The 26,087-nt window shown below is 72.2% G+C and carries 25 protein-coding genes and 2 tRNA genes; 11 read left to right on the top strand and 16 right to left on the bottom strand.

The window, feature by feature from the left end:
- Window positions 1-18 precede the first annotated feature (18 nt).
- Entirely contained in the window at window positions 19-2,292 is a 2,274-nt protein-coding gene (pknB, locus tag DE149_RS04845) for a Stk1 family PASTA domain-containing Ser/Thr kinase (RefSeq protein ID WP_113914091.1), read from the top strand.
- Window positions 2,293-2,337: 45 nt separating this feature from the next.
- Here pknB and DE149_RS04840 read toward each other — a convergent pair whose 3' ends face one another.
- Window positions 2,338-2,991: an aminodeoxychorismate/anthranilate synthase component II gene (locus DE149_RS04840; protein WP_113914090.1), complete on the bottom strand. Its 654-nt coding sequence runs from the start codon at window positions 2,989-2,991 to the stop codon at window positions 2,338-2,340.
- A gap of 157 nt (window positions 2,992-3,148) precedes the next feature.
- Here DE149_RS04840 and DE149_RS04835 point away from each other — a divergent pair, with 157 nt between their 5' ends.
- Complete coding sequence (locus DE149_RS04835; RefSeq protein ID WP_113914089.1) at window positions 3,149-3,454, top strand: cell division protein CrgA; 306 nt, start codon at window positions 3,149-3,151, stop codon at window positions 3,452-3,454.
- A 167-nt stretch (window positions 3,455-3,621) separates the two neighbouring features.
- Here DE149_RS04835 and DE149_RS04830 read toward each other — a convergent pair whose 3' ends face one another.
- Together DE149_RS04830 and DE149_RS04825 are read right to left on the bottom strand one after the other, a co-directional pair.
- Window positions 3,622-4,566 (bottom strand): rhomboid family intramembrane serine protease, encoded by a 945-nt coding sequence (locus DE149_RS04830; protein WP_230297379.1) that lies wholly within the window; start codon window positions 4,564-4,566, stop codon window positions 3,622-3,624.
- An 11-nt stretch (window positions 4,567-4,577) separates the two neighbouring features.
- Window positions 4,578-5,108 (bottom strand): peptidylprolyl isomerase, encoded by a 531-nt coding sequence (locus DE149_RS04825; protein ID WP_036314440.1) that lies wholly within the window; start codon window positions 5,106-5,108, stop codon window positions 4,578-4,580.
- Between the two features lie 185 nt (window positions 5,109-5,293).
- On the opposite strand from DE149_RS04825, the gene DE149_RS04820 reads away from it, so the two are divergent.
- Window positions 5,294-6,496 carry a hypothetical protein gene (locus tag DE149_RS04820; protein ID WP_020624436.1) on the top strand — a complete coding sequence of 401 codons (1,203 nt, stop codon included), beginning with the start codon at window positions 5,294-5,296 and terminating at the stop codon, window positions 6,494-6,496.
- A 152-nt stretch (window positions 6,497-6,648) separates the two neighbouring features.
- Window positions 6,649-7,296 (top strand): MBL fold metallo-hydrolase, encoded by a 648-nt coding sequence (locus tag DE149_RS04815; RefSeq protein WP_036314438.1) that lies wholly within the window; start codon window positions 6,649-6,651, stop codon window positions 7,294-7,296.
- 33 nt (window positions 7,297-7,329) lie between these two features.
- On the opposite strand, the gene DE149_RS04810 is transcribed toward DE149_RS04815, so the two are convergent.
- From DE149_RS04810 to dnaA, 12 genes are all read right to left on the bottom strand, one after another.
- The gene (locus tag DE149_RS04810) at window positions 7,330-7,557 is read right to left on the bottom strand and encodes an amphi-Trp domain-containing protein (protein ID WP_113914088.1); all 228 of its coding nucleotides are present in this window, start codon (window positions 7,555-7,557) and stop codon (window positions 7,330-7,332) included.
- A 77-nt stretch (window positions 7,558-7,634) separates the two neighbouring features.
- Window positions 7,635-8,423, bottom strand: coding sequence for a queuosine precursor transporter (locus DE149_RS04805; RefSeq protein ID WP_100057478.1), 789 nt, complete (start codon window positions 8,421-8,423; stop codon window positions 7,635-7,637).
- A 252-nt stretch (window positions 8,424-8,675) separates the two neighbouring features.
- Window positions 8,676-8,748, bottom strand: a tRNA-Ala gene (locus DE149_RS04800).
- Between the two features lie 11 nt (window positions 8,749-8,759).
- Window positions 8,760-8,921, bottom strand: a complete 162-nt coding sequence (locus tag DE149_RS11675; RefSeq protein WP_020624432.1) for a hypothetical protein — start codon at window positions 8,919-8,921, stop codon at window positions 8,760-8,762.
- A 58-nt stretch (window positions 8,922-8,979) separates the two neighbouring features.
- A tRNA-Ile gene (locus DE149_RS04795) sits at window positions 8,980-9,053 on the bottom strand.
- Window positions 9,054-9,153: 100 nt separating this feature from the next.
- The gene (locus tag DE149_RS04790) at window positions 9,154-9,654 is read right to left on the bottom strand and encodes a DUF3566 domain-containing protein (RefSeq protein ID WP_010079768.1); all 501 of its coding nucleotides are present in this window, start codon (window positions 9,652-9,654) and stop codon (window positions 9,154-9,156) included.
- Window positions 9,651-12,347, bottom strand: coding sequence for a DNA gyrase subunit A (gene gyrA / locus DE149_RS04785; RefSeq protein WP_113914087.1), 2,697 nt, complete (start codon window positions 12,345-12,347; stop codon window positions 9,651-9,653). The genes DE149_RS04790 and gyrA overlap by 4 nt, the downstream gene beginning before the upstream one ends.
- A gap of 68 nt (window positions 12,348-12,415) precedes the next feature.
- Window positions 12,416-14,605, bottom strand: a complete 2,190-nt coding sequence (gyrB, locus tag DE149_RS04780) for a DNA topoisomerase (ATP-hydrolyzing) subunit B (protein WP_199489693.1) — start codon at window positions 14,603-14,605, stop codon at window positions 12,416-12,418.
- 370 nt (window positions 14,606-14,975) lie between these two features.
- Window positions 14,976-15,539, bottom strand: a complete 564-nt coding sequence (locus DE149_RS04775) for a DUF721 domain-containing protein (protein ID WP_061867460.1) — start codon at window positions 15,537-15,539, stop codon at window positions 14,976-14,978.
- The gene (recF, locus tag DE149_RS04770; RefSeq protein ID WP_113914085.1) at window positions 15,532-16,746 is read right to left on the bottom strand and encodes a DNA replication/repair protein RecF; all 1,215 of its coding nucleotides are present in this window, start codon (window positions 16,744-16,746) and stop codon (window positions 15,532-15,534) included. Before recF ends, DE149_RS04775 begins: the two co-directional genes overlap by 8 nt.
- A gap of 21 nt (window positions 16,747-16,767) precedes the next feature.
- Window positions 16,768-17,883 (bottom strand): DNA polymerase III subunit beta, encoded by a 1,116-nt coding sequence (gene dnaN / locus DE149_RS04765; protein ID WP_002856446.1) that lies wholly within the window; start codon window positions 17,881-17,883, stop codon window positions 16,768-16,770.
- Window positions 17,884-18,638: 755 nt separating this feature from the next.
- On the bottom strand, window positions 18,639-20,186 hold the full coding sequence (gene dnaA / locus DE149_RS04760; RefSeq protein ID WP_044659943.1) for a chromosomal replication initiator protein DnaA: 1,548 nt from the start codon (window positions 20,184-20,186) through the stop codon (window positions 18,639-18,641).
- A 342-nt stretch (window positions 20,187-20,528) separates the two neighbouring features.
- Between dnaA and rpmH the strand changes: the two genes are divergently transcribed.
- The 7 genes from rpmH (at window position 20,529) to DE149_RS04725 (ending at window position 24,790) form a co-directional block, all read left to right on the top strand.
- Window positions 20,529-20,666 carry a 50S ribosomal protein L34 gene (gene rpmH / locus DE149_RS04755; protein ID WP_002856443.1) on the top strand — a complete coding sequence of 46 codons (138 nt, stop codon included), beginning with the start codon at window positions 20,529-20,531 and terminating at the stop codon, window positions 20,664-20,666.
- 28 nt (window positions 20,667-20,694) lie between these two features.
- Window positions 20,695-21,093 (top strand): ribonuclease P protein component, encoded by a 399-nt coding sequence (gene rnpA / locus DE149_RS04750; RefSeq protein ID WP_002856442.1) that lies wholly within the window; start codon window positions 20,695-20,697, stop codon window positions 21,091-21,093.
- A complete protein-coding gene (gene yidD / locus DE149_RS04745; RefSeq protein WP_002856440.1) occupies window positions 21,094-21,462 on the top strand; it encodes a membrane protein insertion efficiency factor YidD in 369 nt (122 codons plus the stop codon). It begins immediately after the preceding gene.
- 5 nt (window positions 21,463-21,467) lie between these two features.
- Entirely contained in the window at window positions 21,468-22,466 is a 999-nt protein-coding gene (gene yidC, locus DE149_RS04740) for a membrane protein insertase YidC (protein WP_061867462.1), read from the top strand.
- 2 nt (window positions 22,467-22,468) lie between these two features.
- Window positions 22,469-23,053, top strand: a complete 585-nt coding sequence (locus DE149_RS04735; protein ID WP_069941255.1) for a R3H domain-containing nucleic acid-binding protein — start codon at window positions 22,469-22,471, stop codon at window positions 23,051-23,053.
- Window positions 23,046-23,771 (top strand): 16S rRNA (guanine(527)-N(7))-methyltransferase RsmG, encoded by a 726-nt coding sequence (gene rsmG, locus DE149_RS04730; RefSeq protein WP_080556411.1) that lies wholly within the window; start codon window positions 23,046-23,048, stop codon window positions 23,769-23,771. Before DE149_RS04735 ends, rsmG begins: the two co-directional genes overlap by 8 nt.
- Before the next feature lie 74 nt (window positions 23,772-23,845).
- Complete coding sequence (locus DE149_RS04725; protein ID WP_069941256.1) at window positions 23,846-24,790, top strand: ParA family protein; 945 nt, start codon at window positions 23,846-23,848, stop codon at window positions 24,788-24,790.
- A 1,025-nt stretch (window positions 24,791-25,815) separates the two neighbouring features.
- On the opposite strand, the gene DE149_RS04720 is transcribed toward DE149_RS04725, so the two are convergent.
- Window positions 25,816-26,087, bottom strand: a 272-nt coding sequence (locus tag DE149_RS04720) for a transposase (protein WP_147084460.1), incomplete at its 5' end; no start/stop codon positions are given.

Raw genomic sequence — 26,087 nt, 5'->3', positions numbered from 1 at the left:
GGGCACGCGGACGTGTCTGTGGATGAGCAGAGGATCCTGAACGGGCGGTACCGGATCGGTGAGCTGATCGGGCGCGGCGGCATGGCGGACGTCTTCCGCGGCGAGGACCTGCGGCTGCACCGCCCGGTGGCGGTCAAGCTGATGCGCCGGGACCTGGCGCGCGATCCGCACTTCCAGGCGCGCTTCCGCAAGGAGGCACGCTCGGCGGCCTCCCTGAACCACCCCTCGATCGTCTCCGTGTACGACACGGGCGAGGTCTCCCTCGAGGACGGCCTCCATCCGGTGGACTGCCCGTTCCTGGTGATGGAGCTCGTCTCCGGCCGGACGCTGCGGGAGATCCTGCACGCCGAGGGCGCCGTGGGCACGGACCGTGCCGTGGCCTGGACCCGGGGCGTGCTGGAAGCGCTCGAGCACGCGCACGAGGAGGGCATCGTCCACCGCGATGTGAAGCCCGCGAACGTCATGGTCACGGAGACGGGCGCCGTGAAGGTGATGGACTTCGGGATCGCCCATGCGCTGGCCGACACCTCCGCCACCACGTCGCAGACCCAGGCCGTGGTGGGTACGGCCCTCTACCTGGCTCCGGAGCAGGCGACGGGCCGCACCGTGGACGGCCGCGCCGACCTCTACGCGGCCGGCTGCCTGCTGTTCGAGCTGCTCACGGGCCGACCCCCCTTCACGGGTGACACGCCGCTGGCCGTGGCCTACCAGCACGTGCGCGAGGAGCCGCCGGCACCCTCCGACGTCGACCCCGACCTGCCGCCCGCGTTCGACCCCGTGGTGCTGCGCGCCCTGCGCAAGGATCCGGAGGACCGGTTCCCCACGGGCGCCGCGTTCCTCGCGGCCCTCGAGGAGGCCGCCGCGGATCCGCACGCCGGCCCCGGCCGTCACACCCCGCCGCTCGATGCCGTCCCTCCCGCCCTCGTCGGCGCGGTGCTGGGCGCCGCGGCCGCGGAGCACGGGGCCGATGTGCCGACGGCCGCGGTCCCGCTGACCCGGCCGACGCCCTCCGTCCCGGCCGAGCCGGACGCCGCACAGCCCCAGGCGGCGAACCATGCCGTGGCGGGTGCGGGACTGCTCGGCGCCGCCTCCGCCGCGCAGCTTGCCGCCGCCGCCGCCATGGACGGCCCCCGCCCGGTGACGGTCGGCCAGCCGGTGATGCCCGGTGCGGTCGCGACGCCCCGGCCCGAACCGCAAGGGGACACGCCGGCGCCAGCGACGGCCACGCACCGTCGCGTCCGCCGGCGCCTCCGCCGGCGCACGCTCCTGGCGGCCGGCGCGGTCCTGGTGGCGCTGGTCCTGGTCCTGGCGCCGTGGCTCGCGGCGGCCCTGCGCACCACCGTGGAGGTGCCCACGGTGGTGGGGCTGCAGCAGGATGAGGCGGTCGCGGCGCTCGAGGACGCAGGCCTGGTGGCCGTCGTCTCGTCCGCGTACATGGCCGACGCCCCGGACGGGACCGTCACCCAGAGCGACCCGCCGACGGGCACGGAGGTGCCCCGCGGGGCCGAGGTGCGGATCCGGGTGTCCCGCGGCGAGGAGGGCATCGCGCTGTCCGACTCCCTGCACGGGCTGTCCGAGGACGCGGCCCGCCGCGAGCTGGAACGGCTGGGCCTGCGTGTCTCCTCCGTGCAGTACCAGGACGACGGCCGACTCGAGCGCGGGCTGCTCGCCCGCACCGACCCCGCGATGGGCACGCACGTGCCGCCCGGCTCCTCCGTGGTGCTGCACCTGTCCAGCGGCATGGTCGACGTGCCGGATGTGGTGGGGATGAGCGCTCCGGACGCGCGGCGTCAGCTGGCGCTGAGCGCCCCCGAGCTGCGCGTGCGGATCCAGGACGAGGACGGCGCGACCACCGACACCGGCACGGTCGTGGCCCAGGATCCGCCCGCCGGCGTCCGCGTGGACAACCGTTCCTCCCTGACCCTGACCGCTTCCTCGTGGATCGCGCCCACGGCCGAGCCCTCCGAGCCGGCCCCGCCATCCAGCGAGGCGCCCGAGCCCACGCCGTCGGCGTCCGCGCCACCGAGCCCCCCGCCGACGGAGAGCCCCGAGCCCTCCGCGAGCGCGGAGCCGTCACCCTCGCCGTCCGCCTCGGCCACGCCCAGCCCCGATCCGACGACCGCGACGCCGTCGCCGACGCAGAGCCCGTCGCCGCCGTCGGCGGCCCCGTCGACCTCGCCGGAGCCGACCGAGCAGTCGCCGAGCACCTCGCCCACCGCGACGCCGGTGGACCCGCTGCCGACGCTGACGCCGGACCCCGAGCCCTCGATCGACCCGCCGCCGTCCACCTGAGCGGACGGGGCGCCGTCGGACCCGCGAACCGGGCCCCGGGACCGGTCAGTCCTGGCGGACGAGGGGCGAGAGCCGGCCGCCGCGCTCGGCGGCCCCGGAGAGCCCCACGGACTCGAGCCAGTTGCCGAGCATCCGGTAGCCGCCCTCGGTGAGCACGGACTCGGGGTGGAACTGCACACCCCACAGGGGCGCGGTGCGGTGGGCCAGTCCCATCACGACGCCGTCCTCGGTCTCGGCGGTGATCTCCAGGACCGCCTCGCCCACGGTGGGCCGCACGGCGGCCAGCGAGTGGTAGCGGGTGGCGGTGAACGGCGAGGGGACGCCCTCGAACATGGGGTGCCCACCGTGGCGGACCAGGGACGTCTTGCCGTGCATGAGGGACTCCGCGTGCGTCACGGTGGCGCCGAATGCCTCCGCGATGGCCTGGTGCCCCAGGCACACCCCGAAGAGCGGGCGGCCGCCGTCGGCGGCGGAGCGGATGAGGTCGAGGGAGACACCGGCGTCGGCGGGCGCGCCCGGCCCGGGTGAGATGAGCACCGCCGTGTGCTCGGCCGCGAGCTCGAGGGCGCGGGCGGGGGTGACCTCGTCGTTGCGGATCACGGTGGTGCGGGCCCCGAGCTGCTCGAGGTAGCCCACCAGGGTGTAGACGAAGCTGTCGTAGTTGTCGACGACGAGGACGGAGACCTGGGGGCTCTGCACGGGGGCGCTCTTTCCTCCCCGCCGCGTGGGAGCGGGGTGCATAGACTGGCCGGGCACGTCGCTGACCCCGGTCCTGGGCAGGTCAGCAGGATACCGTCCCCGCCCCGGTCTCCGCCGGTGGGGGCGCCCATCACCCCCCCACCCGAGGAGAAGACCCGTGGCAGCACCCGCCGGCAAGCGCAAGGACTCGGCCCGTCGGAAGCGCGAGGAGCTCGAGGCCGCGCGCCGCAGCCGCTCCGCCGTGCGGACGGACCTCGGGGACGTGGACCCGGGTCCGAAGCCCCTCTCCCCTGTGTACAAGGTCGTGATGTTCGGCCTGCTGATCCTCGGCCTGCTCTGGATCATCGTCTACTACCTGACCCAGGGCCTCTTCCCGATCGTGCAGATCGGCGGCTGGAACATCCTCGTGGGCTTCGGCATCGCGCTCGTCGGGTTCCTGATGATGTCCCGCTGGAGCGAATGACACGCGTGTAGTTCTCCACAGCGGTGGACAACCCTGTGGATGGCCGATCCGCACGATCCCGCCCGGAGACGAGTTGTCCCCGGAGTTGTCCACAGGTGTGGACACCCCTGTGGGAAGAAGTGCACACCCGGCTGTGGAGAACTCCGGGGACGGTCGGGGACGACGGTCTAGCCGAGCAGGCCGGCCACCGTGACCCGTGCGGCGCCGAGCACCGTGAGCGCCGCCAGCGCCGCCGCCACGACCACGAGGCCGGCTGCCTGGGCGCCCACGGACGGCACGCGCGCGCGGCCGGGCCGCAGCCCGCCGGCCAGGGAGAACACGACGGCGACGACGGCGCCCGTCAGCAGCCCACCCACGTGCACCTGCCAGGCCACCCCGGGCAGCAGGAACGAGAAGACGAGGTTCAGGCCGATCAGCACGGCGATCGAGCGCACCTGCCCGCCCCGCACCCGGGTGAGCAGGAACAGAGCCGCGAACATGCCGTACACGGCGCCGGACGCCCCGACGACGGGCTGCAGCGGGTCCGAGACCCACAGCGCGAACACCGCACCGCCCACGGCGGAGAGCACGTAGAGGGCGAGGAACCGCCACCAGCCCAGCGCGGGCTCGAGCACGCGCCCGATCACCCACAGCGCGAGCATGTTCAGCAGCAGGTGCGTGGGGCCGGAGACGTCGTGCACGAGCGCGTAGGAGGCCATCCGCCACGGCTCCATGCCGTACGGGGACGTGTAGAGCCCGGCGTACCAGAGCGCCTCGGTCACGCCGGACGCCTGATCCCGGGTCATCCACTGCGCCGCGTAGACCACCACCGTGACCGCCAGCAGGATCCAGGTGACGGGCGAGGCGGCGAAGCCCGTCCGCCGTCGGGCCGGGACCGACGCGGCGGCGCCGGCGGCGGGGGCCGCCGTCGGACCGGGGCCGGCCACGACGCCGGACGCACAGTCCACGCAGACCGGTCCGGCCGTGGAGCCGGGACGCTGGCAGTCGAGGCACGCGGGGCGCCGGCAGACGGCGCAGCGCACATACGCCGCACGGCCCGGATGCCGCGGGCACACCGGGGGTGTGCCGTCCGCGGAGTCCGGGCCGTGCGGGTCAGAGGGGGTGGTGCTCACCGAGGGGCTGCTCAGGCCTCGGCGATGTCGATGGACTCGATGACGACGTCCTCGAGCGGGCGGTCACGGGGATCGGTGGCGACGGCGTTGAGCTCGTCCACGACCTTCTGGGAGGCCTCGTCCTTCACCTCGCCGAAGATGGTGTGCTTGCCGTTGAGCCAGCCGGTGGGCACGGAGGTGATGAAGAACTGCGAGCCGTTGGTGCCGGGGCCGGCGTTGGCCATGGCCAGCAGGTAGGGACGGTCGAACTGCAGCTCGGGGTGGATCTCGTCGCCGAACTGGTAGCCGGGGCCGCCGATGCCCATGCCGAGCGGGTCGCCGCCCTGGATCATGAAGTCCTTGATGATGCGGTGGAACACGGTGCCGGAGTACAGCGGGGCGCCGTTGTTCTTCTCACCGGTCTGCGGGTGGGTCCACTCCTGCTCGCCGGTGGCGAGGCCCACGAAGTTCTTCACGGTCTTCGGGGCGTGGTTGCCGAACAGCTCGACGACGATGTCGCCGTGGTTCGTGTGGATGGTCGCGGTGTGCGTCTTGTTCGCCATGCGCCCCATTGTTCCATCCGCGGCGGCGGGCCGTCCGGATCCCGCCGTCCGGGGGCGGGTCTTCCGCGATCGGCGTACGCACTCCCGGCGTGCCGGGACCCGTGCCACGGCGGGGGTCGGCCACTAGGCTGGGCCTCGAGGACCACCGCGTTCAACGACCATCCAGAACCCACGGGAGGCATCACATGGCTCGCACGACCCTGCACGACGAGATCCAGCACGACGGCGGCGCGAACGCGTTCGTCGCACGCCAGGCGGAGAACCTGCGCCACTGGGCCGCCCCGAAGGTGGAGTCCACCCGCGCCTGGAGCGAGGTGGCCGCGGCCTACGGGCTGATCGGCGGCTCCGCCGCGGCCGAGGAGGGCCGCCGCAAGGCCCAGGACGCCAAGCAGGAGTACGGCCCCGTGGTCGAGCGTGGGGCGCGCAAGGCCGGCGAGGCCGTCGCGCACCAGTACGGGCTGCTGGCCCCCGCCGTCGCCAAGGGCGTGGACACCGTCCAGGACTTCCTCGAGCACCTGCAGGCCCAGGCGCAGGACGCCGGCCACGAGGTGCAGCAGCAGTTCGCCGCGGCGCGCAAGGACGCTGAGAAGGCCGCGAAGAAGGGCCGCCATCGTGGGGGCCGCAAGGCCAAGCAGCTGCGCCGGGACGGCCGCCAGGCCGCCAAGGGCGCCCGTAAGGACGCGCAGCGGTCCGCCGCCCTGTTCAGCGACCGCGCTGGCCAGGCCAAGGACGCCGCCGCCGCGGGCGGCCTGACCCTCGCCGGCCTCCTCGCCACGGGTCTGTCCGCGCTGCAGGAGCAGGGCGGGAAGGTGGGCCCGCAGGTGCAGGCCCGCCTGGCCGACGCCGGCGACTACGCCCAGCGCCGCAAGGAGGAGGTCCTCCCCGTGGCCGCCGCCCGCCTGGCCGACGGTGCCGCGCACGCCCGCAAGACCGCCCACGACGTCGAGGTCCCGGACGCCCTGGAGCAGGCCCTGATCAGGCTCACCGGGGACAAGGCGATCGTGCAGCGCCTGCGCAAGGGTGCCGAGCAGTACGCCGGCGCGGCCGAGAAGGACCTGAACCGTGCCGCCGGTCGCCGGACCTCCCGCTCGGGTGGCCGCGCCTGGATCGTCGCGGGCATGGCGGCCGCCGCCGCCGGCGCCGGCTACGCCCTGTGGCGCCTGACCAAGCCGGTGCAGGATCCGTGGACCGCCCCGGTCCCGGGCCCGATCACCGCGAACATCCCGGTGGTGGAGGCGAACAACCCCTACGCCCAGCAGCAGAAGGTCGTGGCCGAGGCCGGCTCGGCCGCGGCGGGCGAGGGCGTGCGCGTGGACACCGCCGCCCCGGACCCGGTGGCCGCCGCCAACGCCAAGGTGCTGGGCGTCCAGCCCGGGCAGCAGCGCTGACCCGCTCCCCCGCGCCCTGAGCGCGCAGCGGACGGCACCCGGCCCGCGCATCCTCGGCAGGACCGAGGGGGCGCGGGCCTTGTCCACCGCCGGGAGCACGCGGGAGGCTGGGAGCGCCCGGGATCCCGACGCCGGGCGGAGGAGTGATCCGCATGAGCACGACCCTGACCCTCTTCGGCCACTCGGCCGTCCGCCTCGAGAAGGCCGGCCGACGCCTCGCGTTCGACCCCGGCGCGTTCAGCGACGCGGCGGTCCTGGACGGCGCGGACGCCGTCCTCGTGACGCACGGCCACCCGGACCACGTGGTCCCCGAGCAGCTGGCCCGGGCGCTGGCCGGCACGGAGGCGCACGTCTGGGCGCCACGGGACCTCACGGGGCCGCTGGCGGAGGCGGGGCTCGCCGCCGGGCGCGTGCACACGGCCGTCCCCGGAGAGACGTTCGAGGCCGCCGGCTTCCGGGTGGAGGTGCTCGGCGGGGAGCACGCGGTGATCCACGCCGAGGTGCCGCGCCCGGTCAACGTGTCCTACCTCGTGGACGGGGCCGTGCTGCACCCCGGCGACTCGTTCACGGTGCCGGACGCCGACGTCGAGGTGCTCCTGCTGCCCGCCGCGGCGCCGTGGCTGCGCATCGCGGACGTGGTGGACCAGATGCGGGCCATCGCGGCGACGCACACCCGCCCCATCCACGACGGCATCCTCAGCGAGGACGGCAAGGGCGTGGTGGATCGGGTGCTCTCGGGTCTCGCCGAGGGCGTGACCGACTACCGGCGCCTGGCCCCCGGGGAGCTCTGGACGTTCTGAGGCACGGGGAGGCAGCGGCCGCCCCGGGGCCGGTCACCATCTGAGGGTGATCTCCAGCTCGGCGTCGCCGCCGTCCTCGACCTCGAGCTCCACCTCGAGGCCCACGCGGTCCGGGACGGTGACGACGACGTCGCGGCCGCCGTGCTCGACCCGCACCTCGTTCTGCCGGGAGAGCTGGTCGGCGAGGTCGCGTAGGCGTGCGGCGGCCTGCTCACGGCTGAGGGTCTGCTGCTGCTCGTGCTCGAAGAGGTCCTTGCCCATGGCACCGACGGTAGTCGCTGGGCGGGGTGCGCGCGACGGACGGGCCCCGGCGCGGCCGACGCCGGGGCCCGTGCGGGTCAGCGGGACGCGGCCGGGGCGAGGGCGGGATCGTCGTCGCGGTGGATCTCGAAGCCGGGTGCCCGGTAGGTGGGCTCCCGGCGCTTGAGGGCGCGGATGACGAGCAGGGTCACCGGCACGATGAGGATCTCCACGAGCGTCTTGTACGCGAAGCCGGTCACCGTGTAGTTCGCCAGTTCCAGCAGCGAGATGGTGCCGGCGTAGGCGATGGTGCAGAAGATCAGGGTGTCGAAGAACTGGCCGACCACGGTGGAGAGGATGAGCCGGAACGCCACGTGCCGTTCCTTCATGCGCTCCTTGAGGCGGACCACGATGGACGCGTTGAGCAGGGAGCCCACGAGGAACGCGACGAAGCCGGCCACGGTGATCCGCAGCATGGGCGCGAGGGCCTGGTCCCACACCTCGAAGCCCTCGACGGGCGTGGTCCAGGAGACCACCGTGTAGGTGAGGGCGGCGAGCACGAGCATCGCGAAGCCGAGGACGATGGCCCGGCGGGCCCGGCGCCAGCCGTACACCTCGGCGAGGATGTCGCCGACGATGTACGCGAACGGGAACAGGAAGGCGCCGCCGTCGAAGATGAGGGGGCCGCCGTCGTAGAAGAGGTCCGAGATGACCGGGACGGTGGGGCCGTAGAAGAGCTTGGCCGCGGTGACGCCGGAGAGGATGAGGAGGGCGATGAAGACGCCCACGAAGATGTCGTAGTAGCTCGCGGGCACCCGGGCGTAGGCCGGAGTGCCCTGCCCAGAGGCGGGTCGGTCGGGGGACGGGGTGTCGATGGTGGTGTTCACCGGACCATCCAACACCACGCACGACGACGGTGGGCGCGGTGGGCGGGTCCGGCGGCGGGGGTTCGGGGCAGGCCATCCCCGTCCCTCCGTGGGCAGAAACGCCCTCTCTTCTGCCCACGGGGCCCGAAGTCCTGCGGTTTGTGCCCCAGGAGCCCCCGGGTCGCCGGTTTCTGCCCACGGTGCCGGCGCCGGCGGCCACCCTGGGCATACGAAAGGGCCCGGGAGTCTCACGACTCCCGGGCCCTTCTTCGGTGGAGGCAAGGGGACTCGAACCCCTAACCCCCTGCTTGCAAAGCAGGTGCGCTACCAATTGCGCCATGCCCCCGTGAGGACCGGTCAGTCCTCCGGTGCCGGCTCGACGCCGTCGGCGTCCTCCGGCAGGTCGTCCGTGGCCGTGGCCCAGACGTCCTTCCCCGCACTGTTCTCCCGCCAGAGACGCGCCCCATAGGCGGCTGCCGCGGCGCTGACCACGAGGGCCACGCGTGCCAGTCGACCCATGGGAAGACCTCCGGAGACGAACGGAGCCCCAGCGGACCGGGGCTCTGTGTGGTGGGAGTGGGCGTACCAAGACTTGAACTTGGGACCTCTTCGTTATCAGCGAAGCGCTCTAACCGCCTGAGCTATACGCCCTCACCGTCGCTCACGGCTGACGCCGTTCACAACAGGAGATGACTGTACAGGAACGCCGACGCCCCGCGCAAATCCGCGCGGGGCGTCGTCGAGGGTCTGCTCAGTCGTCCGTCAGCGTGACGCCGAGGCCGCCCACGAGGCTCGCGCAGAGGTTGTAGAGCAGCGCGGCCACGGTGGCCAGGGCGGTCAGCAGGATGACGTTGACCACGGCCAGCACGGTGGCCAGCGAGGTCACGGTGCTCAGCGGGGCCAGGGACGCCACGGTGTAGCGCCCGGCCTCGGAGCCGAGCACGGTGCCGATCACGTCGTTGACCCTGTCGAAGATCCCGAGGACGTCGGACAGCGAGTACAGCGCCACCGCCGCCACCACCGTGAGGATGCCCAGCGCCACCGAGAGCAGGAACGCCAGCTTCAGCACGGACCACGGGTCCACCCGGGTCAGGACCAGGCGGGCGCGGCGCACCTTGGCCTTCGGGACGGCGCGGACCAGGTCCTCCTGCGAGGACCCGCTGGCCTTGCGCACCGGGCGGCCGGACCGCGGCTCGGCGGCCTTCCCGGTGCTCCGCCCCTGGCCGGGACGCGACGACGCGGACGTGCTCACTGCTCTCCTCCGTCTGCACCCTCACCGGCGTCCTGCGTCAGGGCGTCCTCCGGTGCGGCTACGGGGTCGGTCGGGTCGATGTCTGCGTCCAAGGGTACATCCGGCCCCGCCTCGGCCTCGGCGTCCGCCTTCGCCTCCATCTCCTGCTCATTGTTCAGGGTGACGGCGACGATCCGGTCCCGCTTGTCCGGCTTGGCGAAGATCACGCCCATCGTGTCGCGGCCCTTGGCCGGCACGCCGGCGACGGCGGAGCGCACCACCTTGCCCGAGGCCATCACCACGAGGACCTCCTGGTCCTCGCGCACCACGAGACCGCCGGCGAGCTCGCCGCGGTCGTCCACGAGCTTGGCGACCTTGATGCCGAGGCCGCCGCGGTTCTGCAGGCGGTACTCGTCCACGTGGGTGCGCTTGGCGAAGCCGCCGTCCGTGACGGTGAAGACGTAGCCGTCCTCCTCCACCACGTCCATCGTCAGCAGGGAGTCGTCGTCGCGGAACTTCATGCCGGTCACGCCCGAGGTCGCACGGCCCATGGGACGCAGCGCCTCGTCCGTGGCGGTGAACCGCAGGGACTGGCCCTTGTGCGAGATCAGGATGAGGTCGTCGTCGGGTGAGACCACGCGGGCCGAGACCAGCTCGTCCCCCTCGCGCAGCTTGATCGCGATCAGGCCGGCGGTGCGGTTCGTGTCGTAGTCCAGCAGCGGCGTCTTCTTCACGAGGCCGCCGCGCGTGGCGAGCACGAGGTACGGGGCCCGGCCGTAGTCCACGAGCGGCTGGATCTGGGCGATCCGCTCGTCCGGCTGGAACGCGAGCAGGTTGGCCACGTGCTGGCCCTTCGCGTCGCGGCCGGCCTCGAGCAGCTCGTACGTCTTGATGCGGTACACGCGGCCGAAGTTCGTGAAGAACAGCAGCCAGTGGTGCGTGGACACGGTGAGGAAGTGCTCGACGACGTCGTCGCCGCGCAGCGTCGCCCCGCGCACGCCCTTGCCGCCGCGCGCCTGGGACCGGTACTGGTCGATCCGGGTGCGCTTGACGTAGCCGCCGCGGGTGATGGAGACGACCATCTCCTCCTCGGGGATCAGGTCCTCGATGGACATGTCGCCGTCGAAGCCGGCCATGATCTCGGTGCGGCGGTCGTCGCCGTGCTTGGCCACGATCTCGGCGAGCTCCTCGGAGATGACCTCGCGCTGACGCTGCGGGGACTCCAGGATCCGGTTGTACTCGGCGATCTTCGCCATGAGGTCGTCGTACTCGTCCTGGATCTTCCGGGACTCCAGGGCAGCGAGCTGGCGCAGCTGCATCTGCAGGATGGCCTGGGCCTGGACGTCGTCGATGTCCAGGAGCTCCTTGAGGGCCTCGCGGGCCACGTCCGCCGAGGCCGAGCGGCGGATGGTCGCGATGACCTCGTCCAGCATGTCCAGGGCCTTGAGCAGGCCGCGCAGGATGTGCGCGCGCTCCTCGGCCTTGCGCTTGCGGAACGCGGTGCGGCGCACGATCACGTCGATCTGGTGCTTCACCCAGTGGTGCACGAAGCCGTCCAGGGACAGGGTGCGCGGCACGCCGTCCACGAGCGCGAGCATGTTGGCCGAGAAGTTCGACTGCAGCTCGGTGTGCTTGTAGAGGTTGTTCAGCACCACCTTGGCGACGGCGTCGCGCTTGAGCACGATCACCAGGCGCTGGCCGGTGCGGCCGGAGGTCTCGTCGCGCATGTCCGCGATGCCGTTGATCTTGCCGTCCCGCACCATCTCCGCGATCTTCGCGGCGAGGTTGTCCGGGTTGGTCATGTAGGGCAGCTCGGTGACCACGAGGCACGTGCGGCCCTGGATCTCCTCCACGTTGACCACGGCGCGCATGGTGATGGGGCCGCGGCCGGTCCGGTAGACCTCCTCGATGCCCTTGCGGCCCAGGATCTGGGCGCCCGTGGGGAAGTCGGGGCCGTGCACGCGGGCCAGGAGCGCCTCGAGCAGCTCCTCGCGGGTGGCCTCGGGGTGCTCGAGGTACCACTGCACGCCCGCGGCCACCTCGCGCATGTTGTGCGGCGGGATGTTCGTGGCCATGCCGACGGCGATGCCCGAGGAGCCGTTGACCAGCAGGTTCGGATACCGGGCGGGCAGGACGACGGGCTCCTGCTGCTTGCCGTCGTAGTTGTCCTGCATGTCGACGGTGTCCTCGTCGATGTCCCGGACCATCTCCATGGCCAGCGGGGCCATCTTGGTCTCGGTGTAGCGCTGGGCGGCCGCGCCGTCGTTGCCCGGGGAGCCGAAGTTGCCCTGGCCGAGCGCCAGCGGGTAGCGCTGGACCCAGTCCTGGATGAGGCGCACGAGGGCGTCGTAGATCGCGGTGTCGCCGTGCGGGTGGTAGTTGCCCATCACGTCGCCCACCACGCGGGCGGACTTGTTGAACGCACGGTCCGGGCGGTAGCCGCCGTCGTACATCGCGTAGAGCACGCGACGGTGCACGGGCTTGAGGCCGTCGCGCACGTCCGGCAGCGCGCGGCCGACGATCACGGCCATCGCGTAGTCCAGGTACGAGCGCTTCATCTCCGACTCGAGGTCGACGGGCTCGACCTTGTCGGCGGCGCCCTCGGGGAGCACGTAGTGCTCCACCTCGATGTCCAGGCCGGTCTGCGGGGGCTGCGGGGTCGGGGCGCCCTCGACGGGCTCGTCCGGGGTCTGGGGGGTGGTCTCGTCGCTCACGCGGGTCCTCTCGTGCTCCCCGCGACGGCGGGGAGGATGGTCGGCTCAGGCAGGTCTGCGGGTCCGGCTCAGACGTCCAGGAAGCGGATATCCTTGGCGTTCTGCTGGATGAAGGTGCGGCGGGACTCCACGTCCTCGCCCATGAGCATGGAGAAGACGGCGTCCGCGGCGGCGGCGTCCTCCATGGTCACCTGCAGCAGGGTGCGGTGCTCCGGGTCCATGGTGGTGTCCCACAGCTCCTGGTAGTTCATCTCGCCCAGGCCCTTGTAGCGCTGCACCCCGTTGTCCTTGGGGTAGCGCCAGCCCTTGGCCAGGCCGGCCTCGACGGCGGCGTCGCGCTCCTCGTCCGAGAACACGTAGTCGTGCGGGGCGTTGGACCACTTGATGCGGTACAGCGGCGGCTGCGCGAGGAACACGTGGCCGGCCTCGATGAGCGGGCGCATGTACCGGAACAGGACGGTCAGCAGCAGCGTGGTGATGTGCTGGCCGTCCACGTCCGCATCCGCCATGAGCACGATCTTGTGGTACCGCAGCTTGGAGATGTCGAACTCCTCGCCGATGTTGGTGCCGAACGCCGTGATCATCGACTGGATCTCGGCGTTGCCGAGGGCCTTGTCCAGGCGGGCGCGCTCCACGTTCAGGATCTTGCCGCGCAGCGGCAGGATGGCCTGCGTCTCCGGGTTGCGGCCCTGCTTGGCCGAGCCGCCGGCGGAGTCGCCCTCCACGATGTACACCTCGCAGCGCTCGGGGTCCTTCGAGGAGCAGTCGGCCAGCTTGCCGGGCATGCCGAAGGACTCCAGCGGGGACTTGCGGCGCGCGTTGTCCCGGGCCTTGCGGGCGGCCAGGCGGGCGTGCGAGGCCATGATGGCCTTGCGGATGATCTCCTTGGCCGGGCCCGGATTGCGCTCGAACCAGTCGCCGAGGTGGTCCGTGACCGCCTTGGACACGAACCCGCGGGCCTCGGAGTTGCCGAGCTTGGTCTTGGTCTGGCCCTCGAACTGCGGCTCGGAGAGCTTCACGGAGATCACGGCGGTCAGGCCCTCGCGGATGTCCTCGCCCGTGAGGTTGTCCTCCTTGGGCTTGAGGATCTCCTTCTCCCGCGCGTAGCGGTTGACCAGGGAGGTCAGCGCGGCGCGGAAGCCCTCCTCGTGGGTGCCGCCCTCGTGGGTGTTGATCGTGTTCGCGTAGGTGTGCACGGACTCCGAGTAGGCGGAGGTCCACTGCATGGCCACCTCGACGGCCATGGAGCGGCCGTCCGAGACGTCCTCGGCCTCGACGGCCATGGAGCGGCCGTCCGAGACGTCCTCGGCCTCGAAGGCGATGACGTCGTCGTGGACGTACTCGACCTTCTTGGCGGAGTTGAGGTGCTGGACGTAGTCGAGCAGGCCGTTCTCGTACAGGTAGGTGACGGAGCGGCGCTGGGGCTCCTGCTCCGCCTCCTCCGCCAGGCCGTTCTCCGCGACGTCCTCACCGGCGGCGCCCTCGCCCGCGATCTCGTCGTCGACGACCTCGTTGGACTCCTGGACGCGCTCGTCCGTGAGGGTGATGCGCAGGCCCCTGTTGAGGAAGGCCATCTGCTGGAAGCGGGCACGCAGGGTCTCGTAGTCGAACTCGATCGAGTCGAAGATCTCCGGGTCCGGGTAGAACGTCTGCACGGTGCCCGTGGCGTCCGTGGCCTCCCCCTTCACCAGCTCGCCCTGGGGCACGCCGCCGTCCGCGAAGGACATGCGCCACACGTGCCCCTGACGGCGGACCTCGGTGTCCACGCGGCGGGAGAGCGCGTTGACCACGGAGATGCCCACGCCGTGCAGGCCGCCCGAGACGGCGTAGCCGCCGCCGCCGAACTTGCCGCCGGCGTGCAGGATCGTCATGACGACCTCGACGGTCGGCCTCCCCTCGGTGGGGTGCAGGTCCACGGGGATGCCGCGGCCGTCGTCCGCCACGCGCACGCCGCCGTCGGCCTGCAGCGTGACGTCGATGCCGGTGGCGTAGCCGGCCAGCGCCTCGTCCACGGAGTTGTCCACGACCTCGTACACGAGGTGATGCAGGCCCCGCGGCCCGGTGGAGCCGATGTACATGCCGGGGCGCTTGCGGACGGCCTCGAGGCCCTCGAGCACGGTGATGGCGCTGGCGCCGTACTCACCGGGCACCTTCCGGTCCTTCACCGGGGCCTCGGGCTGCCCGACGGCGTCCGGCACGGCCTCCGGGTTCGGCGCGGCCGACGCGGCGGTCGGCTCCTCCGCGGGGTTCTCGGGCATGGCGTCAACCACGGGTGGCTCACTTCCTCGGACGTCGGCGGCTGGGTCGACCCGCGCGCAGGCGCGCGACGCCGCCCGGACATAACCGGCACGCGACACGCTCCCGCAGATCCACGGGGGTGGGGGACGGACGACAACCGGCCCCCTTTCACTGGTCCCAGTGTACCGCCTGACACCCCGAGGGCCCGCATCGACGGGGGTCCGCCACGGGAGAACACCCGCTCAGCGGCCAGGGACACGGCTCAGGACGTGCGCAGGAGACCGCCCATGCCTCCCGGGCCGTCCCCGACCCTGTGAGCGCGCCAGAGCGGCGCCCATGGCCTCGCCGCGTCCGGGACGCCGTCGTGCGCCGCGGGGGGCCGCCCCGGACTCAGCCGTAGGTGTCGCGCGGCCCGCGGCCGCCGCGCACGGTGCGCGGCCCCTTGCGCCAGCTCGGGGCCTGCGGCCCCGCCACCTCGATGCGGGTCACGACGCCGGGCCCGAGCGCCTCGTCGAAGCGTTGCAGGAGCACGGGGCTCATCAGGCGCAGCTGCGTGGCCCACGCGGTGGAGCTCGTCCGGACCCGCACCACGGAGTCCTCGAAGCTCTCCGGGCGGCAGTGCAGCGCGATCTCCGGCCCCACCAGCTCGGCCCAGCGGGTGAGCACGGAGCCGACCGCCACGGGGGTGGACCAGCCACGGTCGCGGATGAGCCGGCCGAACACGGTGGACACCGTGGCCGGGTCCCGGTCCGCACCCCCGAACGGGAGCCGACGGTCCTGCCGCTCCCGGCCGGCCGACGTCGTGCCCGCCATGGCCCCGGCCAGGCCCGCGCCCGTCCCCCGCGCCCGCAGCGGCGCCTCGCCCCGCTCCCGGGCGGCCTCGCGGACCCGGCGCAGCTGCACGAGCGCCAGGTCCGGCCGGTCCGGCTCGAACGGGGCGGGGGTCTCAGCCATCGGCGCCGCCCTCGCGCCGGGGCTCGCGGATGTCCCCCTCCACGGGGGCCGCGGCGGCCACGGCCTCGGAGCCCTCCGCGTCCTGGCGGATGAGCACGCGGTGGGCCGTGAGCTCCTCGGGGACGTCCTCGAGCGCGGCGGCCGTGACGATCACCTGCTCGGCCCGGTGCACGAGCGCGGCGAGGCGGCGGCGACGGGCGGCGTCGAGCTCCGCGAACACGTCGTCCAGGATCAGGACGGGGCGGGCGTCGGGGTCCGGGTCGTCCGCCACGAGCACGTCGTAGGCCGCCATGCGCAGGGCGAGCGCCAGCGACCACGTCTCCCCGTGGGAGGCGTAGCCGCGCGCGGGCGCCGGACCCAGGAAGAGGGCGAGCTCGTCCCGGTGCGGGCCCACCAGGGTGAGCGCCCGCGCCCGCTCCTCCTCCCGTTGGGCCTCGAGCGTCCGGTGCATGTCCGCGGCCAGGTCCGCCACGGCCGGGACCTCCGCGTGGGTGCCACGGGCCAGCGGGACGGTGGACTCGTAGGCGTAGGCCGCCGCCTTGGAGCCGTTGGTCAGCGCGGCGTACATCTCCTGGAGGGGGCGGGCCAGCAGGCGCAGCACGTGCAGGCGGCCGTGGAGCAGGCGGGCGCCGGCGGCGCAGAGGTGCTCGTCCCAGACGGCGAGGGTCGCGTCCTCCTCGGGGCCCCAGCGGCGAGAGCTGCGGCCCACCTTGAGCAGGGCGTTGCGCTGGCGCAGCACGCGTTCGTAGTCGGCGGCGGCCTCACCGAGGGCCGGACGCAGCTGCACCATGAGCTGGTCGAGGAGACGACGACGGCCACCGGGCTCCCCCGTCACGAGGCTCAGGTCCTCCGGGGCGAAGACCACGGTGCGCAGGATCCCGAGGCCCTCCTTCGCCCGCACGGGGGCGCCGCGGTTGATGGCCACCCGGTTGGACCGGCCCGGCAGGATCTCCAGCTCGAGGGCGACGGCGCGCGACCCGCGGTGCACGCGCCCGGCGATCCGGGCCCGGTCCCGGCCGAAGCGCACGAGCTGCGCGTCCGAGCTGACCCGGTGGGACTGCTGGGCGCCGAGGTAGCCGATCGCCTCCACGAGATTGGTCTTGCCCACCCCGTTGGCCCCGAGCAGCACCGTGGACCCCGGCGTCAGCTCCAGATCGGCCCAGCGGTAGGACCGGAAGTCCGCGACGGTGAGGTGGGACAGGTACACGGGAGCGTCCGGCCCCCTGCGTCAGGCGATGCGCACCGGCATCACGAGGTAGCGGTAGTCGGAGACGACGCCGTCCTCCTGGTTCACGCCGGTGAGCAGGGCGGGCTTGGGCGCGGACGTGAAGGCGAAGCGCACCTGCGGCTGGTCCACCACGGCCAGGCCCTCGGAGAGGTAGGACGGGTTGAACGCCACGGTGATGTCCTCGCCCTCGAGCGTGCACGGCACGGACTCGTTGGCGCTCGCGTCGTCGCCGGTGCCGGCGTCCAGGGTGACCTGGCCGTCCGTGAACACCATGCGCAGGGCGGTGTTGCGCTCGGCCACGAGGGCCACGCGGCGGGACGCCTCGACCAGGGCGGCGGTGTCCACCACGGCCTGGATGGGGCTGGACTCGGGGAAGAGCGAGCGGATCTTGGGGTACTCGCCGTCCACGAGCACGGAGGTGGTGCGACGGCCGCCGGAGGCGAAGCCCACGAGGTCGGCGGTCTGACCGAGCAGGATCTCCAGGTCGCCGCCGGAGCCGAGGGACTTGGCGACCTCGGTGAGCGTGCGCGCCTTGATGAGCAGCGACGTCGAGAGGGACGGGTCCGCCGGGGTCCAGCGGATCTCCTTCATGGCCAGCCGGTAGCGGTCCGTGGCCAGGAAGGTCATGGTGTCGCCCTCGATCTCCACCTTCACGGCGGTGAGGATCGGCAGGGTGTCGTCCTTGGAGGCGGCGACGGTGACCTGGGCGACGGCGTGGGCGAACGCGGCGCCGTCCACGGTGCCCGCGGGGGCCGGCAGCTCGGGCAGGGCCGGGTAGTCGCCCACGGGCATCGTGGCCAGGGCGAAGCGGGAGGAGCGGCAGGTGACGAGCACCTTGCCGCCGTCGAGCTCCACCGTGACCTGGGCCTGCGGCAGGGAGCGGACGATGTCGTTCAGCAGGCGGCCGGAGACGAGCACCTGGCCCGCGGTCTCGACGTCGGCCTCGATCTCCAGGCGCGCGGAGGTCTCGTAGTCGAAGCTCGCGATGGACACGACGCCGGCCTCGGCCGTGATCAGCAGGCCCGAGAGCACCGGCACCGGCGGGCGCGGGGACAGGGAGCGTGCGGCCCAGGAGACGGCGTCGGTGAGGATGTCGCGTTCGACGGTGAACTTCACGAGCTGCACTGCCTCTCTGGGGGTGATGACGGGGGTTGCGGGCCCGGGGGGAACGGCGACACGCGGGCCTCAGCATAGGCGGTCCGCGCGGCGGGTGTCAGGTCGCCGACGAATGACAGCGGTGTAATTCCAAGGATCTCGGGCGCACGGGGGCACGGGCGCAGCCCGGGCCCTCGAGGCGCTCAGCTCGGTGAGGGGCGGCGGAGATGATGTTGCTTGGCGGGATCTCTCCAGGGGGATCAGAAGGAGTGGTAGCGGGTGTGGATCCTGTGGAGAACGCCGTTCTGCCGCGTCACCATGCGGATTCGGCTGGGGGAACCGTGTGGACGCCCGCTCGTTCGGGGTGTGCATCCGGTGTGGACGAGCCCCGGAGGCCCTCCCCCGCTCTGCACAGGCCCGACCGGAGTTGTCCAGACTCGTCCCCGGATCCACCCCCCAGTTGTCCACATTCCTGTCTACAGGGCACGTCCACACCCGTCGAAACCCGCGAGATCATGCGGTTTTCGGCTGTGGAGACCTGTGGATACATGTGGGCAACCGAATGACATCCGTGTGATTCACCAGCCTGTGCGCCGTCGTCGTCCCCAGGGGTGTGGACGCGGCGTGAGCGGCCTGATTCCGCCATCCACAGGGGCGGAGGTTGTCCACAGCACCGGGGGTTCTCCACAGAGTTGTCCACACCGGTGGACAATGTGGAAGAAGACTCGAGTCCCGGTCGAAGGTTCGAACCGGGACTCGAGGGGGCAGTGGGTGGCTCAGGCGCCGCGCTGTTTCCGCTTGATCTCGTTGGTGAGCTCGGTGACCTGGTTGTAGATCGTCCGCCGCTCGGCCATCAGCTCGCGGATCTTGCGGTCCGCGTGGATGACGGTGGTGTGGTCGCGGCCGCCCAGGACCTGACCGATCTTGGGCAGCGACATCTCGGTCAGCTCGCGCAGCAGGTACATGGCGATCTGCCGCGCCGTCACCAGCGTGCGGGTGCGGGACTTGCTGGTCAGCTCCTCGAGGGTGAGATTGAAGTACTCCCCCGTGGCGTGCAGGATCAGCTCCGGCGTGATCTCGTGCGCCGTCTCGTCCGTGATCAGGTCCTTGAGCACATGCTCGGCCAGCTCGATGTCCACGGTCTGCCGGTTGAGCGAGGCGAACGCGGTCACGCGGATCAGCGCGCCCTCGAGCTCGCGGATGTTCGTGGAGATGCGCGAGGCGATGTACTCCAGCGCCTCCGGCGGGGCCACGAGACCCTCAGCCTCCGCCTTCTTCCGGAGGATCGCGATGCGCGTCTCGAGGTCCGGCGGCTGGATGTCCGTGATCAGCCCCCACTCGAAGCGGGAGCGCAGCCGGTCCTCGAACCCGGAGAGCTGCTTGGGCGGCAGGTCCGAGGTGATGACCACCTGCTTGTTGTTGTTGTAGAGCGTGTTGAAGGTGTGGAAGAACTCCTCGACCGTCGCCTCCTTGTCCGCCAGGAACTGGATGTCGTCGATCAGCAGGATGTCCACGTTGCGGTAGACCTGCTTGAACGAGGCGCCCTCGTCGTGGCGGATGGAGTTGATGAAGTCGTTGGTGAACTCCTCCGAGTTCACGTACCGCACCCGCAGGCCCGGGTAGAGGCGACGGGCGTAGTGCCCGATCGCGTGCAGCAGGTGCGTCTTGCCCAGGCCGGACTCGCCGTAGATGAACAGCGGGTTGTACGCCTTCGCCGGCGCCTCGGCCACCGCGTTCGCGGCGGCGTGCGCGAACCGGTTGGACGAGCCGATCACGAACGTCTCGAAGTGGTAGCGGTCGTTGAGGCGGCTGGTCTCCGCGGACGTCGACGGCGGCGCGGGGGTCGGCTTGCCGTTCCCGCTCGGGGCCGCGGTCGCAGCGGGCGCGACGTCGGCCGGCGGCTCGATGCGGAAGCCCGGCAGCTCCTCGGCGACGGCGCGGCGGGAGGTGGCGGCGGTCGCAGCCGGGGGCAGCTCGACGTCCGGCACCGCGGCGGCGGCCGGTCCGCCCGCGAGGGAGGAGCGGCGGGCCTCGGACGAGGGGGTCCGCGGCGGCTGCAGGTTCGCGTCGATCGAGATGGCCAGCAGGATCTCCTCGCGGAACTCCTTGGTCAGTGCGTCCGTGAGGGCGTCGGCCACCTGGGTGCCCTGGAGCGTCTCGCGGGTGGTCTCGTTCGGCACGGCCAGCAGGAGCGTGTTGCCGATGAGGCCCTGCGGCTGGGCCAGGTAGACGAAGCCCATGAGGCGGGCGCTGACCCGCGCGTCGTCCTCGAGGGAGCCCACGACGGAGCGCCACGAGCTGAGCACGGCCTGGTCTGCCACCACGGAGGCTTCCTTTCCTGGGGCAGACGTCCCCGAGGACGGGGGCGGCTGCGCGAGACGGACGACGGTGCTCGGAGTCTAACGGTTGTCCACAGGGTTGTGCACAGACGGTGGACAACCCCTATCATCCTGTGGACGACCGTCCCGGGCGCCCACGGGCGTCCGGGATCCGCGCGCACCCGTTTGACCCCTGCGTACCCCGGCCACTAGAGTTGTCTGGTCCCCCGGGTGTCGGTTGATCGTGCCCGCCGGGGATTTCATGTCAGAGCCTCACCGGTCCTTCCCCCTGGTCCACCTGCTCAGGTCGACGGTCGAAGGCACACAACACGTCGTGGAGAGATCACAGTGACCAAGCGCACGTTCCAGCCCAACAACCGCCGTCGTGCCCGCAAGCACGGCTTCCGTGCCCGCATGCGCACCCGCGCCGGCCGCGCCATCCTGTCCGCTCGCCGCGGCAAGAACCGCGCCGAGCTGTCCGCCTGAGGACCTCGGTCCAGGGACGGCGCGCCCCGTGCTGCCCCGTGACCGTCGCGTCCGCACGCCCGCGGAGTTCCGTCACCTCGGTCGCACCGGCACCCGCGCGGGTCGGCGCACCGTCGTGGTGAGCGTCGCCACGGACCCCGATCAGACCCGGTCCACGTCGCCGAGCGCCCCTCGGCCGCGGGCCGGGTTCGTCGTGTCCAAGGCCGTGGGGAACGCGGTGACCCGCAACCGGGTGAAGCGGCGGCTGCGCGCCGTCGTCGCGGATCAGATGCGCCTGCCCCCGCTGCGCGACCTGCCGGTTCTGGTGCAGGTCCGCGCGCTGCCGGCCGCCGCCGAGGCGGACTACGCGCTGCTGCGCCGCGAGACCGTCGGCGCGCTCGGCAAGGCCCTGAAGCCGCACCTGCCCGCCGCCTCGGAGCACGCGTAGATGACCGTCACGCCCTCGCCCTTCGTCGTGCTCGAGCCCTCCCGTGAGTGGGGGCCGCTGCGCGCGCTGCCGTCCGCCCTGCTGGCGGGCCTGCTCACGGTCTATCGGGCCGTGGTCTCCCCGCTGTACGGACCCGTGTGCCGGTTCTTCCCCAGCTGCTCCGCCTACGGGCTGGAGGCCGTGCACGTGCACGGCGCGGTGAAGGGGTCGTGGCTCGCCGCGCGGCGCATCGGCCGGTGCCATCCCTGGAACGACGGCGGCGTGGACCCGGTCCCGCCCGGGCACCGACGCTGGCCGCCGGGCCGGCAGCCGCGCATCCTCGCCCTGAACCACCCTCCCATCCCACCTGATCTCCCGCAGGAGGATTGACCCCCATGTTCGAAGCCATCCTCTCCCCGTTCCGCTGGCTGATGTCCTGGCTGCTCGGGGCGTTCCACAGCATCCTGGAGTTCGCGGGCCTGCCCGCGGACTCCGGCTGGACGTGGGCCCTGTCCATCCTCCTGCTGGTGGTGCTCATCCGCACCCTGCTGATCCCGCTGTTCGTCAAGCAGATCAAGGCGCAGCGCGCCATGCAGGCCATCCAGCCCGAGCTGCAGAAGCTGCAGGCCAAGTACAAGGGCAAGAAGGACCAGCTCTCCCGCCAGGCCATGGCCATGGAGCAGCAGGCGCTCATGAAGGAGCACAAGGCGAACCCGTTCGCCGCGTGCCTGCCGCTGCTGATCCAGATGCCGTTCTTCTTCGCGCTCTACCAGGTGCTGCTCGGAGCGCGCGGCGCGGCCGAGCGCGGCGAGGCCATGGACGCCCTGTCCGCGGACCAGATCCGCTCCTTCGAGGGCTCCACGATCTTCGGCGCCCGCATGTCGGACACCTTCATGAACTCGCTCGGCGCGCCGGGCAGCACGCCCGTGATCGTCACGGCGATCGTGCTGATCCTGCTGATGTCGGGCTCGATGTTCTTCATGCAGAAGATGCTCATGACGAAGAACATGACGCAGCAGGCCCTCTCCGGCCCGATGATGCAGACGCAGCAGATCATGCTCTACGCCATGCCCCTGATCTTCGGCATCGGCGGCATCAACTTCCCCATCGGCGTGCTCCTGTACTGGACCTACTCCAACTTCTGGGCCGTCGGCCAGCAGTGGTGGATCATCCGCAACAACCCGACCCCGGGCTCCCTCGCCGAGAAGGAGCTCAACGAGCGCCGCGCCGCCAAGGGCCTGCCCCCCGTGGGCCAGAAGGTGTCGAACGCCGAGGCCACGCCCTCGTCCGCGCACACCCAGGCGGGCCGCGGCGGTGCCGTGCTGAACGGTGAGGTCGTCCGCCAGTCGGGTCAGCGCGTCCAGCCCCAGCGCAAGAACCGCAGGAGGAAGTGAGCATGTCCGCCGAGAACGTGACCCCGGCCCCCGAGGCCGAGGACGCCGTCGTCGAGACCCCCGCGGGCCAGGGCTCTCGCGTCGCGGAGCAGGACGATGCCGCCGTCTCGGAGGCGGTGCGCCGCCTCGAGCAGGAGGGCGACGTCGCCGCGGACTACGTCGAGGAGCTGCTCGACATCGCGGACCTGGACGGGGACATCGACATCGAGGTCCGCGACGGGCGCACGTACGTGTCCGTCGTCTCCGAGGACCACGACGAGCGCCTGGACGGCCTCGTCGGCCCCGACGGCCGCACCCTGGAGGCCCTGCAGGAGCTCGTCCGGCTGGCCGTGCTCGCCGCCACGGGGCACCGCTCCCGGCTGATCCTGGACGTCTGCGGGCACCGGGAGCGCCGAAACGTCGCCCTGCGCACCGCCGCCCAGGCGGCCGTCGAGCGCGTCCGCGTCGGCGAGGGTCCCGTGCACCTCGAGCCCATGGGCGCGTACGAGCGCAAGATCGTCCACGACGTCGTCGCGGACGCCGGCCTGACCTCGGAGTCGGAGGGCGAGGGCGCCCGCCGCCACGTGGTCATCTCCGCCGATGACTGAGCGGGGCTCGGCCTACGAGCGGCGCCCCGGGCTGGATCCGCAGGACCGGGGCGACCGCCCCGCGCCCGTGGGGCAGCCGGCGCCGCCGCTGACCGACGCGCTGCGGCCGGCCGCCGTCGAGCTGTTCGGCGAGGCCCTCCCCCGGGCCGAGGCGTACGTGGCCCACCTGGCGGACACCGGCATCGAGTGGGGCCTGATCGGCCCGCGCGAGGCACCCCGTCTCTGGGAGCGCCACGTCCTGAACTGCGCCGTGGTCGAGGAGCTCCTCCCGCAGGGCGCGCTCGTGGCCGACGTCGGCTCCGGCGCGGGCCTGCCCGGCCTGTGCCTCGCGCTCGCGCGCCCCGACTGCCAGTTCCTGCTCATCGAGCCGCTCGAGCGGCGCGTGGAGTGGCTGGACATGGTGGTCGCCGACCTCGGCCTGGAGAACGTGGACGTGATCCGCGGCCGCGCCGAGCAGGTCTCCGGGAACCTCGACGTCGACGTCGTGACCGCCCGCGCCGTGTCCGCGCTGAAGACCCTCGTGCCGCTGACCATGCCGATGCTGCAGGGCGCCGGGGAGCTGCTGGCCATCAAGGGCCGCTCCGCGGCCGACGAGATCGCCGCCGCCCGCAAGGTCCTGCGCAAGTATGGTGGTGCCGAGCCCGAGATCCTCACGGTGGGCGAGGGCCTGCTGCCCGAGACCACCACCGTCGTGCGCGTCAGCGCGCGTCCCCGCTGACCCCTCCCCCACCGGGACGGGACGGGCCGGGCGGCAGCAGATCCGCACACCCGCGACCCAGGAGGTAGAGCCGCATGGCGCAGGAGCAGGAGAGCCGGGGTGGGGCCTGGAGGGCCCTGCGCCAGAAGTGGACCGGCCGGACCGCCGAGAAGGGCGGCGCCGACGTCGAGGAGCCCGCGCGGCTCCAGCGTCGCCGTCTGACGCGCCCCGACCGCACCCGCGTGTTCACGACGTCCAATCAGAAGGGCGGCGTCGGCAAGACGACGACGACGGTCAACCTGGCCGCGGCCCTCGCCCGCGCGGGCATGCGGGTGATGGTGGTCGACATCGACCCGCAGGGCAATGCGTCCACCGCGCTGAACATCCCCCACACCGGAGACGTGGCCTCCGTGTACGACGTGCTCCTGGGCGAGATGGAGATCCAGGACGTCGTGCAGGACGCCCCGGACGTAGATGGCCTTCAGGTGGTGCCCGCGACCATCGACCTGGCCGGTGCCGAGATCGAGCTGGTCTCCCTGGTGGCCCGCGAACAGCGACTGTCGCGGGCGCTCGAGGCGTACACCGCCTGGCGCGAGGAGGTCGGGCAGGAGCGGCTGGACTACGTGTTCATCGACTGCCCGCCGTCCCTGGGCCTGCTGACGGTCAACGCGTTCGTGGCGGCCGAGGAGGTGCTCATCCCGATCCAGGCCGAGTACTACGCCCTCGAGGGCCTCTCGCAGCTGCTCAAGAACGTGCAGATGATCCAGAAACACCTGAACCCGCGCCTCCAGGTGAGCACCATCCTGCTGACGATGTTCGACGCGCGGACCAACCTCGCCGTGCAGGTGGCGGAGGAGGTCCGGACGCACTTCCCGGAGCAGCTGCTGAACACCGCGATCCCCCGCAACGTCCGCATCTCCGAGGCCCCCAGCTATCAGCAGACGGTGCTGACCTACGACCCGACCTCGGCCGGCGCCGTGGCGTACCGGGAGGCGGCCGCGGAGATCGCCGGCCGCGGTGCCCCGGCCGTGAAGGGCTGAAGCGCAGGCGACCCGCTGCTGCGGTCGCCGGATGGCGCTGCTGACGACGACGAAGCCCGCCGGAGGGAGCGATCCCCCGGCGGGCTTCGTCGTGAGTGAGCGTGGCCCGGAAGATGGGGGGTGAAAAGACAAGCGGAAACGCTGGGCATATCGGAAGTTCGTGTTTCACGTGAAACGACCTTCTCTGAGGGTGCGAGCGTGGTGCCGCCGCGGCGGGACGATGGGGAGGGGTGCCCGTGGTGGACCGCTCCCATCTGTCCCGCTCCCCTCTCTTCCGCTGGGCCGGCGCCTCCGCCGCCGGCCAGGCGCACCTGTCGCGAGGCCTGGGTGCAGCCGCGGGCGGCGACGCACGAACTCACGGGGTGAACGGCATGGCGGCGGGGCGGAGACGGCGGCTGTGTGGGGGCCGGCGGTGCACGCTGCGTTGAAGTGCTCCGCGAGGGCTGCGCGACGCGTGGGGAACGTCCTGGCCGCCGGGCGCGGCCGTGCAGGGTATAATCCGTCCCTCCTCCTTCACCCGGGTGCGCTGCAGCCTCGAGGATGCAGCCAGCGAGCAGGCCGGGTGCTGTGACTGGGTGCCCCCTCTCCCCCACGGTCAGACCTCCTCGCCGTCGGTGACGTGCAGGGAATCGGGGCCAGAGCGGAGCACGGGCCGTGGTGTCGCCGCGAGGCACGCGGCCGGTCTGCCGTCAGCGTGTGCGAGAGCAGACGTCAGCGGCGATGGTGGGCTGCTGTGATTCGTCTGAGTTGGAGGGGCCGAACGGCGGCGCCAGAAGGACAGTTCTACTGTGCATTCCTGTGTACGGAGTAGGAGAGAGTCCGGCGAAGAGGGGCGGCCGCACGCCCCCAATGTATACAAAGACAAGCATGTGAGCTGGCACTTTGCGGAGTCAGCAGTGGTTAGCGGCTATCGTCGATGTTGATATGTGGACAAGATCTGTGGACAAGGGGACGCCGTGGGTAGGTGGCCGTGGGTGCCACCATGGCGCTGGTTGGTCTGGCGAATCCCCAGCGCGGCCCGACGGCTAGGGCATGTCTGACAATCGTTTGGACCATGCGATCACAGCATTCAGGACCACAGCGGCCCTGTAGATGATCGCGTACTTGTCATACCGGGTCGCCAGGCCCCGCCACTGCTTCAGGTGCGCGTACTGGCGCTCGATGACGTTGCGGCCCTTGTAGGCGGCCGCGTCGAGGCCAATGGGGCGCCCGCCGCGGGCACCGCGCCGTCTGCGGTGGCCCTGCTGGTCGGCCGGTTCGGGGATGACCGCTTTGATCCCACGGGCGCGTAGGTGGG

It is taken from the genome of Micrococcus sp. KT16, assembly GCF_003315015.1.
GTDB classification, from domain to species: Bacteria; Actinomycetota; Actinomycetes; order Actinomycetales; family Micrococcaceae; genus Micrococcus; species Micrococcus luteus.
This window is presented reverse-complemented; position numbering and strand designations above follow the sequence as displayed.